Genomic DNA, 15,802 nt, shown 5'->3' with positions numbered 1-15,802 from the left:
TGGAGCAGGCCGGCAGGCAGGTTGCGACCCCGCGACCGGCGCTCCTCGACGCACCCGCGCGCGGCGCGGGGCTCAGCGCACGGTCCGCGCGGGGGACGCCTCGTCGAGCTCGTCCTCGGCGGCGCGCTCGAGCGCCGCGCGGAGCTCGTCGTCTGCCGTGGCCTCGGCGGCGACGCGGATGAGGTCCTGCGCCTCGGGAACTCCGGCAATCCGCAGGAGGAGGGCAGCGCCGATCCGGCGATCCGGCGGAGCCCTGGTGTCGTCGAGGGCGTGGCGCACGTCCTCCACGGTCAAGCCGGCCGCGCGGTAGTCGTCGGCGTTGAGCACCTTGCGGAGCTCCTCGCGCCAGACTGCGGGGTTGCGGCCGCGCCGCTCCAGCGCCTCGACGCCGCGCGGGGCGGCGCCCCTCGCGGCGCGCTTGCGCGCCTCGCGGATGCGCATGGCGAGCGCCTTGGCCATGCCGCGCTCCGCCCGGAGATCGATCGGGCGATCGTCCCCCTGTCGGACCAGCAAGAGGCGATCGCCCCGCGTCCTGATCGCGGTGAGCACGGCGTAGGGGAGCCAGGTGCGCGACAAGGGGCGCTCGACGAGCACGCCGTCGCTGCCCACGACGAGCCGCACGGGACGAGCGACGCTGCGGCTGAACCAGCTGAACAGCACGTAGAGCATCAGGTACTTCGTCTTCAACAGGACGGAACGATCGACGAAGGCGCTGAGGTTGTCGAACAAGGCGCTCGCGGAGCCCATGACGAGCATGTAGGCCAGCATGCCGGTCCAGAAGGCCGCGCGGTCGCGCTTGGTGCTGGCGAGCGAGGCCGCGACGCGCCGCGCTTCCGGGCCGAGTCCGAGGGCCGCGAGGAGCCGCGTGCCCTCCTCCTCGCTCTCGACTTGCACCTCGAGCTGCCGTCCGCCGTGGAGCTCCAGCGCGACGTGGGAGCGCGGCTCGGGCACGACCAGGCCGGAGCGGATCGCGGCGCGCGGGATCCAGCGCGCCGCGGCGCCACGGGTGAGGCGCAAGCCGGTCGCGCCGGCGGCCACGCGCACGTCTCCGCGCTGGGTGAGCGGCGTGAAGGTGACGAGAAAGCTCACCAGCGCGAAGGCGATGCCGGCGAGGAAGCCAGCTTCGCTCAAGGCCAGGATGCTGCGAGCCATCTGCTCGAGGAGCGGGGAGGCGAGCTCCTGCCCGAGGACGGCGGCGAGCGCGCCGGCAAGCAGGGTTCCCACGCTCGCGAGCAGCGCGAGGCACTCGAGGACACGTCCCAGCCCCGGGTGACGCTGCGCAACGCGGGAGCTCGTGAGCTCGAAGGAGAGGTTGGTGGTGGCCGGCATGCGGTGGAATTGCCTTTTCGGCAGACTCGGACCCGAGCATAAATCGTGTCATCCGGCCGTGCCACGATCGCCGTGCATGCCCCGGATCTTCGACCCGATCACGGTCAGCGCCCGCTATCAGGCCAGCCGCAACCGCTGCCGCTGCCAGGCGGCGCCGCCGCGATGCCTTCGGGCCGGTTGAACCACAACAACCAGCACGCAATCGACGACGGACGCTGTGCGAGAAGCGGATGACCTCTCGATCTAGGTCCTCGCAGAGGCGCACCTGACGTACATCGAACTCATGAAGCGCGATGGGTGGGAGGTCGAAGATAAGGCGACGTTGCGAACATGGCTTCGCAAGCGGATCGACCGTCAAACGGGGGCGGGCCGATTGGTCAAAATTGACCAGTAGCTCGCAGAGCAGGCGGCGGGGATGTCGCGATATGGTAGGGCGGCCGGCCGGTCAGCTCGACCTGTTCTCGTGGAGGCGGAAGCTGCGAGCTCCGGTGCAGCCGTCGCTGTTCGGGGATCCGCCAGCCGACACGGAGTGATCACCTGGGTCCGGCTGCCTGCAACATCCGATGGTTCCATGGAACTGGACTCCGCTTGGCCGTCACCTGTACGATCCATGCAATGTCTTCGGAGACAATCGGCCATCGAGCCACTCATCGCACCACTGGAATCATCGTGATCGGAAGCCTCTTGCTCGTCGCGTGCGGCAAGGGGGATCAGTCGACGCCTACCCAGCGGGCCACTGCCACGACGCCTCCGAGGCAGCCACCCCCGACGGTTCTCTCCGAGGGAGAAGAGGTTCGGGCGGTGGTCCAATTCATGTGGCCACATGCCAAAAAGGTCGGTTCGGTCGATTTTCGATGGGCAGGATGCTCCGATCATACCGTTGGATTCGAGGCGTCGCGAACATGTCTCGAAGAGGCGTTGAACGAGGTCAAGGTGCTTCAGTCGAAGATGCCATCGAAGCTCAAGGTGCAGTCTGCGTGCGGCATTGAGGTCGAAAATGTGCATCGTGACTTCGTTGACGGTCGTGTTGCCTACCTTGGAGATGAATTGGCATGGATGGATCAAAACGCGGCCACTCTGAAGAGGCTCATGACCAAGAAGTCCCTGTCTGATGCGTGGGATATGATGCCGGCCAAGGCACAGGAAAGCCGGCCGCTGGGAATCAGCGAGAAATACACGCAGGGCCTGCTGGTCATCACGCAATTGCCATGCATGCAAAAGTTTCTCAGCTGCCGGTCCCTGGGGTGCGGTAGCGACGTCCTCAACAGGGTTGCCGGCCTCCCCGATTGAGACCTAACCGGCAGCGCCGCTTCCTCCTCGCTCCTCCGTTCGTTCACCTAGCGGGTCAGCACGTGGGCGGCGGTCAGACGATAAGTGGCGAAGGAGTTGCTGAAATGGCGCTCAGGTCGCGAGCGGGAAGTCACGCCCGAAGCGTGCTCTCCTCCACGTCCCACCAGTTCCGCTTCATCAACTCCACGAATGGCAGGTGCGCCTCGGGGAAGACCTGCATCAGGACCCTGGAGGAGATCATGGTCGCCGCGCTGGCCGAGCCCGCTGGCGAGAAGCCCGAGCCGCAGCCGCTCGTCGGCCCGAAGCCGGAGGGCGCCGCTCGTGCGCTCACCGCCGGGCGTGGATGGCTGCGGGTGCTCCCGGGCGGCTCCGCTCCGCAGTGCCCAGTGCTCCACGACCGCCGCCCAAGGCGCCCGCCCCGGTGGCTCCTCCGCTGGTCCTCGCGCCCGTCGCAACACCCGCGACGCCGGCCGCCGTCGAGCCCGCTGGGCCTCCACCGGAGCCTCCCGTCAGCTCGCCCTGTTCGCGTGGCGTCCGAAGGCGAGAACGCCGGTGCAGCTGTCGCTGCTCGGAGATCCGCCGGCCGAGACGACCAACGCCCAGTGATTCCCCAGGTGCACGCGGGGCGCCTTGACACCCGTAATGGGCCGCAAGAGGCTGCGCGTCATGAGAGGCAGGAGACAGTCCGCGCCGGCAACGGTGTGCCTATGGGCCGCTGCTGCGGCTGCACGCGGCGGCTGCGCGCAGATCCTTGGCGTGGATTGGGGGGAGTATGGGCCGGGCGCTGGAGCTGGCGGCGTAGCGGGCACGGGCGGCAGTGGCGGAACCGGGACTGATCCCGGCTTGGGCGGCCATGGCGGCACCGGTGGCGCCCAGAACGGTGGCGGGTTGAACGGAAGCACGTCAGATGGTGCGGGCGCAGGTGGCCCCCAGTCATTGTGTGCGTTCCAAACCGAGAAAAGCAATGTTCGGGGAATACGCCACGGCGGTGCAATGATGATGGCCAATGGGAGGATGAGGAGCCGTGCCCGAAAGAGGATCCAGTGTGCAATCGAGGCACGTGTGTCTTACCACCGAGCTGCGAGAGTGTACCGGTGACATGCGGGCCTAGTGGCGATGAAAACTGCTGCTCGATCGCGGAGGCGGTGCCTGGGGGCATGTTCAACCGGGACAACGATACGAGGTATCCAGCGACGGTGAGCGGGTTCTTGCTGGATCGATTCGAGGTGACGGTGGGGCGGTTCCGCAGGTTCGTAGAGTCGTATCCCGGGAGCAAGCCGGCGCCGGGAGATGGGATGAAGGTGCCGAGAATCTGCCGATGAACTGCCTGAGTTGGTATGTCGCGTTCGCGTTCTGCGCGTGGGATGGGGGCCGTCTGGCGACGGAAGCGGAGTGGAACTTCGCGGCGGCGGGTGGAAGGGAGCAGCGGGCGTATCCATGGTCGAATCCGGCGACATCGACCACGATCGATAACGCTTGCGCAGTGTATAACTGCACAGGGGATGGGTCTGCGTCCGACGCATGTGGGCTCAGCGATATCCAGGCGGTTGGGTCGCGGTCGCCGAATGGAGATGGGATGTGGGGACACGCGAACCTGGCTGGGAATATGTGGGAGTGGGTGCTGGACTGGTACGCAGACTACCCCAGCAAATGCGCTAACTGCACCAATGCGAACGCTTCCTCAACCTCGGAGCGGGTGCGCCGGGGCGGGAGCTGGAACAACGCGGTGGCGGACCTGCTCTCGTTCGCTCGCAACAGCCACGATCCGTCGAACCGGTACTACCACGTCGGGGCCAGGTGTGCGAGGACGCCATAGCAACGAACCGAGGCTTCCACGGGGCTGCCTGCTGCACCGGTGGCGCCTCCGCCGCCCGAGGGGCCCGAGCCCGGTAGTGCTCGATTTTGAGCAATGGGCCTCGGTCGATCTTGACGTGCGACGTGCTTCCGAAGGCCGCTCGGACCGCCGCGCAGGCTTGGTGGCGATGCGCGCGGCGCGGGTGCCGATCCATGCCTGTGCACAGTCGGCCCCACCGCAGCGGGATCGGCGCAGCGTCTAGTTACAGCCCTGGCTGCTGAGCCACGACACCCCGCGGTTCTTCTCCGAGGTCCCGTTCGAGCCGCCTCCGTCCGTGTTCGCGAACGACATGGAGACGCTGCTCCCGGTGGAGCGGTTGGTGATCTCCATGGTCATGTTGTTCGGGATGAGCGCGCTGCTGTTCGGGTAGTTCGCGCCGATGTAGTAGCGCAGCCGTCCGCTGGGCAGCGAGCCGCAGGTGGCCATCTTGTTCTCCAGCGCCACCCAGTTCCCGCGGTTGAAGTTCGCGTCCTGGGGCACGAGGTTGGCCCGTCCTCCCCATCCGCCGAGCTGCGAGCCGATCATGTGACCGCCATCGTAGTCGTTGGACGGATTCTCGGCGTCTCCCCAGCGTCCCACATTCGTTTGACAGGTGTCCTTGCGAGGAGCGGCGGCGATCGGCGGAAGATAGGCGTATGCCCTGTAGGGCCGGCCAGAGCCGTCGAGGTAATAGAACTCCCCATCGAAGGAATGCCACACGTTGCGGTCGACCGAAGGGAAATACTGCGGGCAGTCGCTGATGAGCTCCTGGACCGCATAGCCGATCCCGTACTCGTCGAGCGTGGCGCGGATCTCGTCCTCGCTTCCGCTCTCGAAGAGGTCCATCACGCCGTCGGGTCCGCCGAAGTCTCGCTCAAGAGCATCCAGCGGCTCCCCGTCGCCGAACGGCTCGGCCGCGCACCCGACCAGAGCGAGGAAGCTCGCGCAAAACAACGCAGACATCACCTTCATGGTCCTACTCCGTTCCAGGTCCGTATCTGCCAGAGCAGCTGTCACTCGACCCGGTGACAGCCAGGTCGCTGCACGCTCGGCATCGCGGGAGCAGGTCATGTTATGAGAAGGGCAGGGTTTTGTATGGATACGATTTGATTGAGTTCGCGTTTCGGGAATGTTGAGAGTCGCTCCTGTTTGGTGACGTCAACGCTCTCGAAACGGGCGATAGATGTGGACTTGTCGCGAACGCGCGCCGAGTACCGGCTGCCTACGAGCCAGGGCATTCCGTCGGCAGACGGTTCGTGGACCACCCAGTGCGGAGTCTCACCTGTCACCTCGCCCGCCAGCGAGGTGAGTCGTGGGAAATGAGAGAGGGGACTTCTGGGGGACGTTTACGTTCACGAACGGCCGTTGACGACCACGTTCGTGACCGAGGGGGGAGCGGGTTTCACCTGTTTCGCTCGCTCACGCGAGCTCGATGGTCAGAACCTCATGCGCAGGGTCGCGCCCGTGGGGCCGACGGTGAGCTCGGGGGCTTGGAACGACACCTTGTGAGGGATGTCGTCGCGCACCCAGACCCGCTGGTTGGAGGCGAGGCCCGCGATGAGCAGCACGCAGCCGGTCACCTGCGTGGCCCCGTCGAGGAGGAGGAGGGCGGCGGCGAGCTGGCCGTCGTCATCGTCGACGTCGACATCCTCGCCCGTGCCGAGCGTGATGAACGGGCCGCCCACGGGCACGAGCATCGGCGAGTAGCTGACGGCATCCCTGTCTCCCTCGCTGAGGATGGTCCCCGCCGTCAGCGCCGCGAGCGCCCACGCGCTGCCGAGGACGATCGACCCCGCGACCACCAGCCCGCGGTTCATCTGCGTCTCAACGCGATAGCCCGCGGGCCGGATCCCGCCTTCCGTGTAGGTCAGCTTTCGCGGCATGCCGAGGATGACGGACGGCGAATACGGCACGTAGCCGGGCGGCACGTGGTCTGGCGCCGGCGCGTATCCAGGCGGCAGCGCGTAGCCGGGCGGCGCGTGCCCAGGCGGCGGCGCGTAGCCAGGCGGCGCGTAGCCGGGCGGCGCGTAGCCGGGCGGCGGCGCGTAGCCTGGCGGCGGCGCGTAGCCGGGCGGCGCATAGCCTGGCGGCGGCGCGCTCTGCGCGGACGGGGGGGCCTCGCCCTCCGCCGTAGCCGGCGCTGCGAGCGCAAGCGCGCCAACCAGCGCGGCCAGCGAGAGGACGGTGCGGATCGCGGTCACGTGCGTCTCCCTTCGGGGTGAGGGCTGTCGGCGCGGGGTCGCCGGTTCAGAATCGCCATCGGAGGCCAGCGGAGGACGCGCCGATCGAGACCGCAGGCCAGCGGGACACCGCGGGCCCGGGGTCGCGTGAGCTCACCGTGAACTGGCGCTCGAGGTAGACGTCCTCGTTCGCGAGACCGGCGGCGTACAGGAGGAGCCCGCCCACCTGGGTCACGGCGTCCATCGTGAGCCAGAAGGTGCCCGCGCCCTCCGCTTCCATGGTCCCGGCCGCGAGCATCGGGCCGGCAAACGGGATGAACAGCGGCCCGAACTCGTCGAAATCGTCGTTGTCGAGCGACGCGATGCCTGCGACCGTGAACGTGAGCGCGTACGGGATGCCGAACGTCAGCAGCCCCGCCGTGACGAGCTTGCGGTCCGCCCTGGTCCGGAGCGCGTAGCCGCGCGGGATCGGGTCACCCTCCTCGTACTCGATGGTCCGTGGGTTGGCCCACGGCGGGAGCGGCGGCGTCGGCAGGTAGTAGCCCTGCGCGATGGGCAGCAGCGCGCCACCCGCCGGAGCGATCGGGGCGGGCGCCGGGGCGATCGGGGCGGGCACCGGAGCGATCGGGGTGGGCGCCGGAGCGATCGGGACGGGCGCTGGAGCGATCGGGGCGGGCGCTGGAGCGATCGGGGCGGGCGCTGGAGCGAGCGGGGCACCCGCTGTCGCGGGCGCCGTGCCTGGCGCGCCGGGCCTCGCTGCGTCGCCGCGGGCCGGCTTCGGCGCGCCCTGCGCCTGCGCGGCCGCCGGCGCGGCGAGCCCGAGCAGCGCCGCGAGCACCGCGGCGGCCCGCGCGCCGCGGGCGCGCGGCGCGGCGATGCGGCGATGCGGTACGATACTCCCTTTCGTTTGCCCGATCGGCATGCTGGCTCCCGTCACGCTCGCGCGACGACTCCGAGGAACTGCGGGGGGCTTCGGTGCAGCGAGGCCAGGATACGCGGACCGTTCACGAACTCAATCCGCCCGCACACCGTCGACGGGCGCGGCGCTGGAAGCCCCGACGCTGGCGAGCCGCTCGCCCGCTCCGTCGTCGAGCGCGGCCTGAGCGCCCGCGCGGCGCCCCCGCCCCGCCGCGACGGGTCATGAGCCGCCGGCGACGCGCGGTCCAACCATGCACCTGGGACAACCCTGACGGGCAAGGACGTAGCGAGTGGACACGTGGGACAACCACGATGGGTAAGGGGCATGGCGAGTGGACGCCTGGGATAACCCTGACAGGTAAAGACTGTATGTCTCTCACCTGCTCTGGCTCAGCTCGCCACCGTCTCATCGGGCGCTACGCTGTTGTCTGATCAAGGGTGATGTCGCAGCCGCCCCCATGGCGAGCTCGGCAGAACCATGGCCTTCCATGACATGGCGGCGACGACCGCCCGCGGAGGAGCGAAACGATGACAAGGACCTTATTCATGGTGTTGGCGTGCGCGGCAGCCGCGCTGAGCAGCGCGTCGTGCGGAGGGACGGACAAGGGCAATCGGTCCACGGGCGGCGGCGATACGGGCAGCGGCGACGCGGGCGGCAGCGACGCGAGCGGCGGCGACGTGAACGGCAGCGACGCGAGCGGCGGCGCCACGTCGGGGACCGGCGCGCAGCCGGGGTCCGGGCAGCAGTTCTCCGTCGATGCGCAGGGCGCGACCTTCACCGCGGAGGACGGCTTCACGATCGACGTGCCGCCAGGCGCGGTGAGCGAGGACACGGTGATCACCATCGAGCGCATCGATGAGGCGCCCGAGGGCGCGGTGGGGCCCATGTACGTGCTCGGCCCGGAGGGCCTGACCTTCGCCAGGCCGATCACGCTCACGCTGCCGATCACCGTCGAGCTCAAGGCGGAGCTTGGCGAAAACACGGTCCTCGGCGCCTATGGCTTCACCGCGCAGGAGGGCTCGGACGATTTCGCGCCGCTCGCGCGACACGACGTCTCCAGGGACAGCGTCGTCACGGAGACGGACCGCCTCTCCAGGATCTATCCCGGGATGATCCTGCCGACCCCGATGGCGAGCCAGCACCGCTACCCGAGCGCGCTGGCCGCCGACGAGTCCTTTCTCTACTTCGCGAGCGGCGGAACCGAGGACGTCGCGACCGGGGACAACAACGACGGGTTCATCTACCGCGTGAGGCTGGGCACCGCCGAGCCAGAGGCGATGATCCCCGCCGATCCCGATCCCAAGGCGCTGTGGGTCGACGGCTCCCACGTGTACTGGGCGAGCGGCGGCGACGATGATCCCGTGATCCCCTCGGCGCTCCGGCGCGTCGACAAGGCGAGCCTGGAGGTGGAGACGCTGGCCCAGGTCGGCTATGTGGTGAGCGTCATCGGCGACGCGTCGGCCCTCTACTTCGGCGACGGCGACGGCGGGAACATCTACACGATGCCGCTCGACGGCGGCGAGCCGGTCGTCCTCGCGTCGGACGCCGGGAGGCCCGCGTACCTCGCGCAGGACGCAGAGAACCTCTACTGGACCGGCGGAGCCGCGACCAACAAGGTCTACAAGGTGGCGAAGTCGGGCGGGGAGGTCACCGTGATCGCCGACGACGAGGCCGAGCCGGCCGGGATCGCGGTGGACGCGGAGTTCGTTTACTGGGCCAACGCCGGCGACGGCGGCGTCTTCAAGGCGCCCATCGCCGGAGGGCAGAAGACCTTGGTCCATCAGGGGAGCTCGATGTCGGGGCTGGCCCTCCGGGGCTCGACGCTGTTCTCGACGGATACGCGCGGGAACCGCAGCGTCAACGCGCACGATCTCGAGAGCAACAGGACCGTCCTGCTGGCGTTCGGACAGCCCGTCCCCTGGCGCGTCATCGCCCCGGAGGGGCAGGGCGTGTTCTGGTCCAACGCCGGCGACTACCGCTACCAGGGGCAGGTCGCGTCCTACCACGCTCCTTGATCGTCCCTGTCCCCGTTGCCACGATCGCGGCCCTGGCGTTCACCAGCCGGGATCGAGCGCCGGCTCGACAGGCACGAACGGACCGACCTCACCAAGGCTCCCGCCGAGGTGGAGGCGCAAGCCTTCACCGCCCTGCCGATGGAGGAGGCTGCCGCCTCCATCGCTGGGGGCGAGCGGCGGTCTGCCCCACGGCCCGCATCGCGATCCTGCGCTGCGAGATCATCGAAGGCACGGGAGCGCTCAGGGGATCGTCGCAGGCACGCTCCCTGCTCTCTGTTGGAGTGCGGGCGCGGCCGAGAGGCCGGCACACCAAGGGGAGTCGAACCATGAAGATCGCTGCGTATCATCTCTGTCTCGGTCTCATCACCTTCTCGATGGTCACGGGCTGCGTCGCGGCGGACGACGGCAGCATCGATGAGGAAGACACCGTGGAGAGCGCCGAGGCGCTCGGCGGAAACCCCGACCCCTGCGCGATGGGGACCGACCCGAACTTCACGAGCGCGCAGCTCACCGCGGTCGGAGCAAGCGAGAACTACGTCCGCGCCTACCAGTGGATCGACGGCATCTGTCCTGATATCGGGCAGGATCGAGCGACGACGATCGTGGATTTCCCCGTGCCGGGCTATTACCAGCACCAGATCCCGGAGACCTACCGCTTCGATGTGCAGCCGTCCTTCTGGGGGGCCTCTTCCACCTCGTGGAGCGACGCGTCGCAGGCGATGAGCGAGTGCGCGAACACCAAGATGGCCACGCGCGTGCAGCGCTGGGACGCGGCCACGAGCCAGTTCGTTCAGCTCACGTACAAGGAGCAGGCGGGCGCATGGATCTGGGACAGCCCGCTGGCCGGCCGCGGGCACTGCTCGACGCCGGCGTTCGTCTATTTCCACGAGAACTACGGCACCGCGCAGCAGGTCGCCACGAGCAAGTACCGGGTCCGCACCTGGGCCACGCAGCCCGACGGCTCCCACGCGACCGTCTGGATCACGGGGACGCACACGGGCCTGTGATCGGCGCGCGACGATCCGCGGTGTCGAGCGGCCCGATCGAACGCTACTCTTGGGGTCGAGGAGCGCCCATGTCCGATCCGCACGACCTGCAACGATTCGTGGACGCGCAGGCTCCGGTCTATGCCCGCGTCCTGGCCGAGCTGCGCCGAGGAGAGAAGACCAGCCACTGGATGTGGTTCATCTTTCCGCAGCTGAAGGGCCTGGGCCACAGCGCCATGGCCCAGAGGTACGGCATCGCTTCGAAGGCCGAAGCCGAGGCGTATCTGCAGCACCCGACGCTCGGTCCGAGGTTGATCGAGTGCGCTCGCCTCGTGAACCAGATCGAGGGGCGCTCGCTCTACGACATCTTCGATAGCCCCGATGACATGAAGTTTTGCTCGTCGATGACCCTGTTCTCCCGCGCGGCCCCCGACGAGGGGGCGTTCCTCGCGGCGCTCGACAAGTACTGCGGCGGCGAGCCCGATCCGCGAACGCTCGCGCTGCTCGAGTAGCGCTGGCCGTCGTCGGACGCGCCGCTGGATCGCCCCCGTGCTCCGCGCGTCGACGCGCGCTCTCTCTCGTCGCCGTCGCGCGCGTCGTTTCTATCTGTAATATTCCGATGTCACGGTCTCCGATGGCTTGCGCGGGAGCCAGCAAGACCGGCGTTGCGGACGCCAGGTTCCCGGAGGCCAGCTCAAGATTTCGCCCCGGGCGGCCGTCTGGAACCGAGGCAGCGCAATTTCCTACTTGATCCGCCGTCGTGGACGGACAAGTGAGCCGGCGCTCGCTCCGGCCGGGGGCGATCGAGAGGACCATCACCCGTGGATGCATTGTCGTACCAGTCGCTCGTAACGGGCGCCGTCGCGCTCATGGTCGCACGCACCTTCTACGTGCGTGTCAAGAAGGCCCCTGAAGGCAACGAGACGATGGCGCGCATCGCGCGCTACGTCCGCGAGGGGGCGATGGCCTTCCTCGCGCGCGAGTACAAGGTGCTCGCCGTCTACGCCGCCGCCGTCTTCGCGCTCCTGGCCGCGACGCTCGGGCTCCTGTCCGCGGGCGCCTTCGCCGCCGGCGCGTTCCTGTCGCTCATCGCCGGCTTCTTCGGCATGAAGGCCGCGACGTACGCCAACGTTCGCACGGCCGAGGCCGCCCGCGCGCACGGCAAGCCCACCGCGCTCGTCACCGCGCTCGACGGCGGCGCCGTCATGGGCCTCTGCGTCGCGGGGCTCGGCCTCATCGGCCTGGGCGGCATCTATGCCCTGTTCCGCAGCCACGAGCACCTCGCGACGATCGTCCACTCGTTCGCCGTCGGCGCGAGCTCGATCGCGCTCTTCGCCCGCATCGGCGGCGGCATCTACACGAAGGCCGCCGACGTCGGCGCCGACATCGTCGGCAAGGTCGAGGCGAACATCCCCGAGGACGACCCCCGCAACCCGGGCGTCATCGCCGACAACGTGGGCGACAACGTCGGCGACATCGCGGGCATGGGCGCCGACATCTACGAGAGCTACGTGGCCGCCGTCGTCGCCGCGATCGCGCTCGGCCTCACGCTGCCGATCGCCAAGCTGCAGCAGCTCGCCCCGTCGGTGAGCGAGCAGGAGCTCCGCGCGATGGCCGTGTCGCTGCCCCTGCTCCTCGCCACGATCGGCCTCGCGGTCTCGGTCGTCGGCATCTTCATCACGCGCGCGCTCAAGAACCTGCCGCCGGCCCGGGTGCTGCGCCTCGCGCTCATCGTCCCGCCGTTCCTCGTCGTGCTCGCGGCGGCCGGCATCCTCCCCGGGCTCGGCTTCAGCTCCGGCACCGTCATCACCCTCGCGGCCGGCGCGGCGGGCGGGGCCATCGTCGGCCTCGTGACCGACTACTACACGTCGATGGGCCCCATCCACAAGGTGGCCCAGAGCTCGCTCACCGGCCCCGGCACCAACGTCATCCGCGGCATCGCGGTCGGCCTCGAGAGCGTCGCGATCCCCCTCATGACCCTCGTCGCCGTGGGCTGGATCTCGAACCACTACCTCGGCCTCTACGGCATCGCGCTCGCCGCGGTCGGCATGCTCGCGGGGACCGCGATCGTCATGACCGTCGACGCGTACGGCCCGATCGCCGACAACGGCGGCGGCATCTCCGAGATGGCCGGCCTCGGCAAGGAGGTCCGCGCGATCACCGACGAGCTCGACGCGGTCGGCAACACCACCGCGGCCGTCGGCAAGGGCTTCGCGATCGGCTCGGCAGTGCTCACCGTCGTCGCGCTGTTCGCCGCCTTCAACATGGAGGTCGACGCGGTCCGCCGCGCGAAGGGCCTGCCGGAGCTCGTGCTTTACCTGACGGACGCGAAGGTCCTCATGGGGCTCCTCTTCGGCGCGCTCCTCCCGTGCCTCGTCGGCGCGCTCACGATGACCGCCGTCGGCCGCGCGGCCGGGGCGATCGTCGAGGAGATCCGCCGTCAGTTCCGCGAGATCCCCGGCCTGCTCGAGGGCAAGCCGGGCGTCGACCCGCAGCCGAAGGTCATCGTCGACATCGCCACGTCGGCCGCCATCCGCGAGATGATCGCGCCCGGCGCCATCGCGGTGCTCGCGCCGGTCGTCGTCGGCTTCGTGGCCGGCCCCGAGGTCCTCGCGGGCACGCTGGCCGGCGCCCTCGTCGTCGGCGCGGTGCTCTCGCTGATGATGGCGAACGGCGGCGGCGCCTGGGACAACGCCAAGAAGCACATCGAGAAGGGCGGCCTCGACGGCCACGCGAAGGGCTCCGACGCCCACAAGGCCGCGGTCGTCGGCGACACCGTCGGCGATCCCTTCAAGGACACCTCGGGCCCCGGCATCTCGATCCTCATCAAGGTGATGGGCGTCGTGTCGCTCCTCATCGCCCCGCTCATCGCCTGAGCGGACGCGCCGTCGCGGCGAGCGACGATGGAGAACGCGGCCCCTACCGGCCGCGTTCTCGCTTTTGTGGCCTCGCGCGCGCTCGCGAGCGACTGAGGCGGATGTCCTGCCTCAGCCATCGAAGTTCCTCTGCTGACAGCGGAGCTTCCGTGCTGTAAATGGCCTGTCTTCGGCGGGGGAGAAGGATGGTCGGGTGAGGATCAGCCGCCGCTCGCAGGTGCCGCCGTTCGCTGTCATGGAGGTGCTCGCTGCCGCCAACGCGCGGCGCGCGGCGGGTGAGCCGGTCATCAGCCTGTGCGCGGGCCAGCCGGGCTCGGGGGCGCCCGCCGTCGTGCGCGCGCGCGCGGCCGCGCTCCTGGCGGAGGGCGACCTCGGGTACACCGAGGCGCTCGGCATCCCGGCGCTGCGCCGCGCGCTCGCGGAGCACTACGGCCGCTGGTACGGCGTGGATCTCGACCCGTCGCGCGTCGCGCTCACCACCGGGTCGTCGGGCGGGTTCCTGCTCGCGTTCCTCGCGGCGTTCGAGGCGGGCGACCGCGTGGCGCTCGCTCGCCCGGGCTACCCGGCGTACCGGAACATCCTTCGCTCCCTCGGGGTGGAGGTGGTCGAGCTGCCGTGCGGCCCGGAGAGCCGGTTCCAGCTGACGACGTCGCACCTCATGGCCGCGCGCGACGGTGGAAAGCTCGACGGCGTGATCCTGGCGAGCCCGGCGAACCCGACGGGCACGATGGTCGACGCCGCGGAGCTCGACGCGATGGCGCGCTGGTGCGCGGAGCACGGCGTCCGGCTCGTGAGCGACGAGATCTACCACGGCCTCACGTACGGCCCGTGGGCCGGGCGCCAGGCGACGGCGGCGCGCCACGTCGACGCGGGCGCCGTCGTCGTCTCGAGCTTCTCGAAGTACTGGGCCATGACGGGCTGGCGCCTGGGGTGGCTCGTGCTCCCGCCCGAGCTCGTCCCGACGGTCGACGCGCTGGCGGGGAACCTCGCGCTGTGCCCGCCCGCCCTGGCGCAGCACGCGGCGCTCGCGGCCCTGACCCCGGAGGCATACGCCGAGGCGGACCGGCTGGTGGAGGGCTACGCGGCGGCGCGCGACCTGCTGCTGCGGCGGCTGCCCGAGCTCGGCTGGAAGGTCGCGCCGCCCGACGGCGCCTTCTACCTCTATGCCGACGTCGGCACGGACGACTCGGTGGCGTGGTGCGAGCGGCTGCTCGCCGACACGGGCGTGGCGCTCACGCCGGGCACGGACTTCGACGGCATCGGCGGCGCGCGGTACGTCCGGCTGTCCTTCGCGGCCCCGGTCGAGCAGGTCGACGAGGCGGTGACGCGGATCGTCGCCTGGCAGCGCCAGCGCGCGCGGTGAGCGGCGGGGGGTCGCTGGAGGCGCCCGGGGAGGTCACGAGGCGGCGCGCGTCTCATTCGGCTTCCGCCGGCCCTTGGGCATGAGCACGGCGAGCGCCATGTCGATGAACGCGCGCAGCTTCGCCTGCGTCTGCGCGCGGGCGGGGAAGTAGAGGAAGAATCCGGGCCCCGTCGGCGCATGGCGCTCGAGCGCCGTCGCGAGCGCCCCGCTCGCCAGATCCTCGGCGACGGCCAGATCGAACATGTACGCGAGCCCGAGCCCGTCGCGCGCAAGGGACACCGCCAGATTGGCGTCGTTCACCGTGAGCGTGCCAGGAGCGTGCACGGTGATCTCGCGGTGATCGCGCACGAACTCCCAGCGATAGAGCGCGGAGCTCTGGAATCGGTACCGGATGCACGTGTGGGCGAGCAGATCTTCGGGGTCCTCCGGGCGGCCGTGGGCGGCGAAGTACGACGGTGCGCCGACGACGAGCCAGCGGAGATCCGGCGTCAGGCGCACGGCGGTCATGTCCTGGGCGAGGTCCTCGCCGAGCCGCACGCCGGCGTCGAAGCCGCTCTCGGCGAGATCGACCAGGGCGTCGTCCACCGAGATCTCGACGGCCACGTCGGGGTAAGCGCGGCGGAAGCGCGGGAGCACCGGCTCGATCACGAAGGGCACGGCCGTCCGAGGGACGGTGAGGCGGAGCAGCCCCGCGGGCTGGCCGCGGAGCTCGTCGAGCGCCTCGAGCGCGGCGCTGATCTCCCCGGCCGCGGGCGCGAGGCGCTCGTGCAGCCGCTCGCCGGCCTCGGTGAGCCCCACGCGGCGCGTCGTGCGCGAGAAGAGCGGGAGGCCGACGCGGCGTTCGAGCGCGCGGATCGCCTGGCTCACGGCGCCCGTGGTCACGCCGAGCTCCGCGGCGGCGGCGCGGAAGCTGCGGTGCCTCGCCACGGTGAGGAAGACGGTCAGACCCTCGAAGCGGTCCGTCGCGCGGTTCATGGCGCGATTGTATAGCAGCGCTGATCGGCTCGTTT

The 15,802-nt window shown here is 69.9% G+C and carries 13 protein-coding genes; 7 read left to right on the top strand and 6 right to left on the bottom strand.

Annotated features, from left to right (window positions below):
• Nucleotides 1-72 precede the first annotated feature (72 nt).
• Entirely contained in the window at nt 73-1,329 is a 1,257-nt protein-coding gene (locus WMF19_RS32155; RefSeq protein ID WP_437893871.1) for a hypothetical protein, read from the bottom strand.
• A gap of 801 nt (nt 1,330-2,130) precedes the next feature.
• On the opposite strand from WMF19_RS32155, the gene WMF19_RS32150 reads away from it, so the two are divergent.
• A complete protein-coding gene (locus tag WMF19_RS32150) occupies nt 2,131-2,619 on the top strand; it encodes a hypothetical protein (RefSeq protein WP_437893870.1) in 489 nt (162 codons plus the stop codon).
• A gap of 130 nt (nt 2,620-2,749) precedes the next feature.
• On the opposite strand, the gene WMF19_RS32145 is transcribed toward WMF19_RS32150, so the two are convergent.
• On the bottom strand, nt 2,750-2,950 hold the full coding sequence (locus WMF19_RS32145; protein ID WP_437893869.1) for a hypothetical protein: 201 nt from the start codon (nt 2,948-2,950) through the stop codon (nt 2,750-2,752).
• A 987-nt stretch (nt 2,951-3,937) separates the two neighbouring features.
• On the opposite strand from WMF19_RS32145, the gene WMF19_RS32140 reads away from it, so the two are divergent.
• Nucleotides 3,938-4,435, top strand: coding sequence for a formylglycine-generating enzyme family protein (locus WMF19_RS32140; RefSeq protein WP_437893868.1), 498 nt, complete (start codon nt 3,938-3,940; stop codon nt 4,433-4,435).
• Between the two features lie 237 nt (nt 4,436-4,672).
• On the opposite strand, the gene WMF19_RS32135 is transcribed toward WMF19_RS32140, so the two are convergent.
• From WMF19_RS32135 to WMF19_RS32125, 3 genes are all read right to left on the bottom strand, one after another.
• Nucleotides 4,673-5,425 (bottom strand): DNA/RNA non-specific endonuclease, encoded by a 753-nt coding sequence (locus tag WMF19_RS32135; protein WP_437893867.1) that lies wholly within the window; start codon nt 5,423-5,425, stop codon nt 4,673-4,675.
• Nucleotides 5,426-5,889: 464 nt separating this feature from the next.
• The gene (locus WMF19_RS32130) at nt 5,890-6,654 is read right to left on the bottom strand and encodes a hypothetical protein (RefSeq protein WP_437893866.1); all 765 of its coding nucleotides are present in this window, start codon (nt 6,652-6,654) and stop codon (nt 5,890-5,892) included.
• Nucleotides 6,655-6,700: 46 nt separating this feature from the next.
• Nucleotides 6,701-7,555, bottom strand: coding sequence for a hypothetical protein (locus WMF19_RS32125; RefSeq protein ID WP_437893865.1), 855 nt, complete (start codon nt 7,553-7,555; stop codon nt 6,701-6,703).
• Between the two features lie 524 nt (nt 7,556-8,079).
• Between WMF19_RS32125 and WMF19_RS32120 the strand changes: the two genes are divergently transcribed.
• From WMF19_RS32120 to WMF19_RS32100, 5 genes are all read left to right on the top strand, one after another.
• Complete coding sequence (locus tag WMF19_RS32120) at nt 8,080-9,567, top strand: DUF5050 domain-containing protein (RefSeq protein ID WP_437893864.1); 1,488 nt, start codon at nt 8,080-8,082, stop codon at nt 9,565-9,567.
• Between the two features lie 326 nt (nt 9,568-9,893).
• The gene (locus WMF19_RS32115; protein WP_437893863.1) at nt 9,894-10,574 is read left to right on the top strand and encodes a hypothetical protein; all 681 of its coding nucleotides are present in this window, start codon (nt 9,894-9,896) and stop codon (nt 10,572-10,574) included.
• A gap of 68 nt (nt 10,575-10,642) precedes the next feature.
• Nucleotides 10,643-11,065: a DUF1810 domain-containing protein gene (locus WMF19_RS32110; RefSeq protein WP_437893862.1), complete on the top strand. Its 423-nt coding sequence runs from the start codon at nt 10,643-10,645 to the stop codon at nt 11,063-11,065.
• A 309-nt stretch (nt 11,066-11,374) separates the two neighbouring features.
• Nucleotides 11,375-13,429, top strand: coding sequence for a sodium-translocating pyrophosphatase (locus WMF19_RS32105; RefSeq protein WP_437293578.1), 2,055 nt, complete (start codon nt 11,375-11,377; stop codon nt 13,427-13,429).
• Nucleotides 13,430-13,622: 193 nt separating this feature from the next.
• Nucleotides 13,623-14,792, top strand: a complete 1,170-nt coding sequence (locus WMF19_RS32100) for a pyridoxal phosphate-dependent aminotransferase (protein ID WP_437893861.1) — start codon at nt 13,623-13,625, stop codon at nt 14,790-14,792.
• Between the two features lie 33 nt (nt 14,793-14,825).
• Here the strand turns inward: WMF19_RS32100 and WMF19_RS32095 are convergent, their stop codons facing one another.
• On the bottom strand, nt 14,826-15,767 hold the full coding sequence (locus tag WMF19_RS32095) for a LysR substrate-binding domain-containing protein (RefSeq protein ID WP_437893860.1): 942 nt from the start codon (nt 15,765-15,767) through the stop codon (nt 14,826-14,828).
• Between the last annotated feature and the right edge of the window lie 35 nt (nt 15,768-15,802).

This window comes from Sorangium sp. So ce124 (assembly GCF_051525235.1).
GTDB classification, from domain to species: domain Bacteria; phylum Myxococcota_A; class Polyangia; order Polyangiales; family Polyangiaceae; genus Sorangium; species Sorangium atrum.
This window is presented reverse-complemented; position numbering and strand designations above follow the sequence as displayed.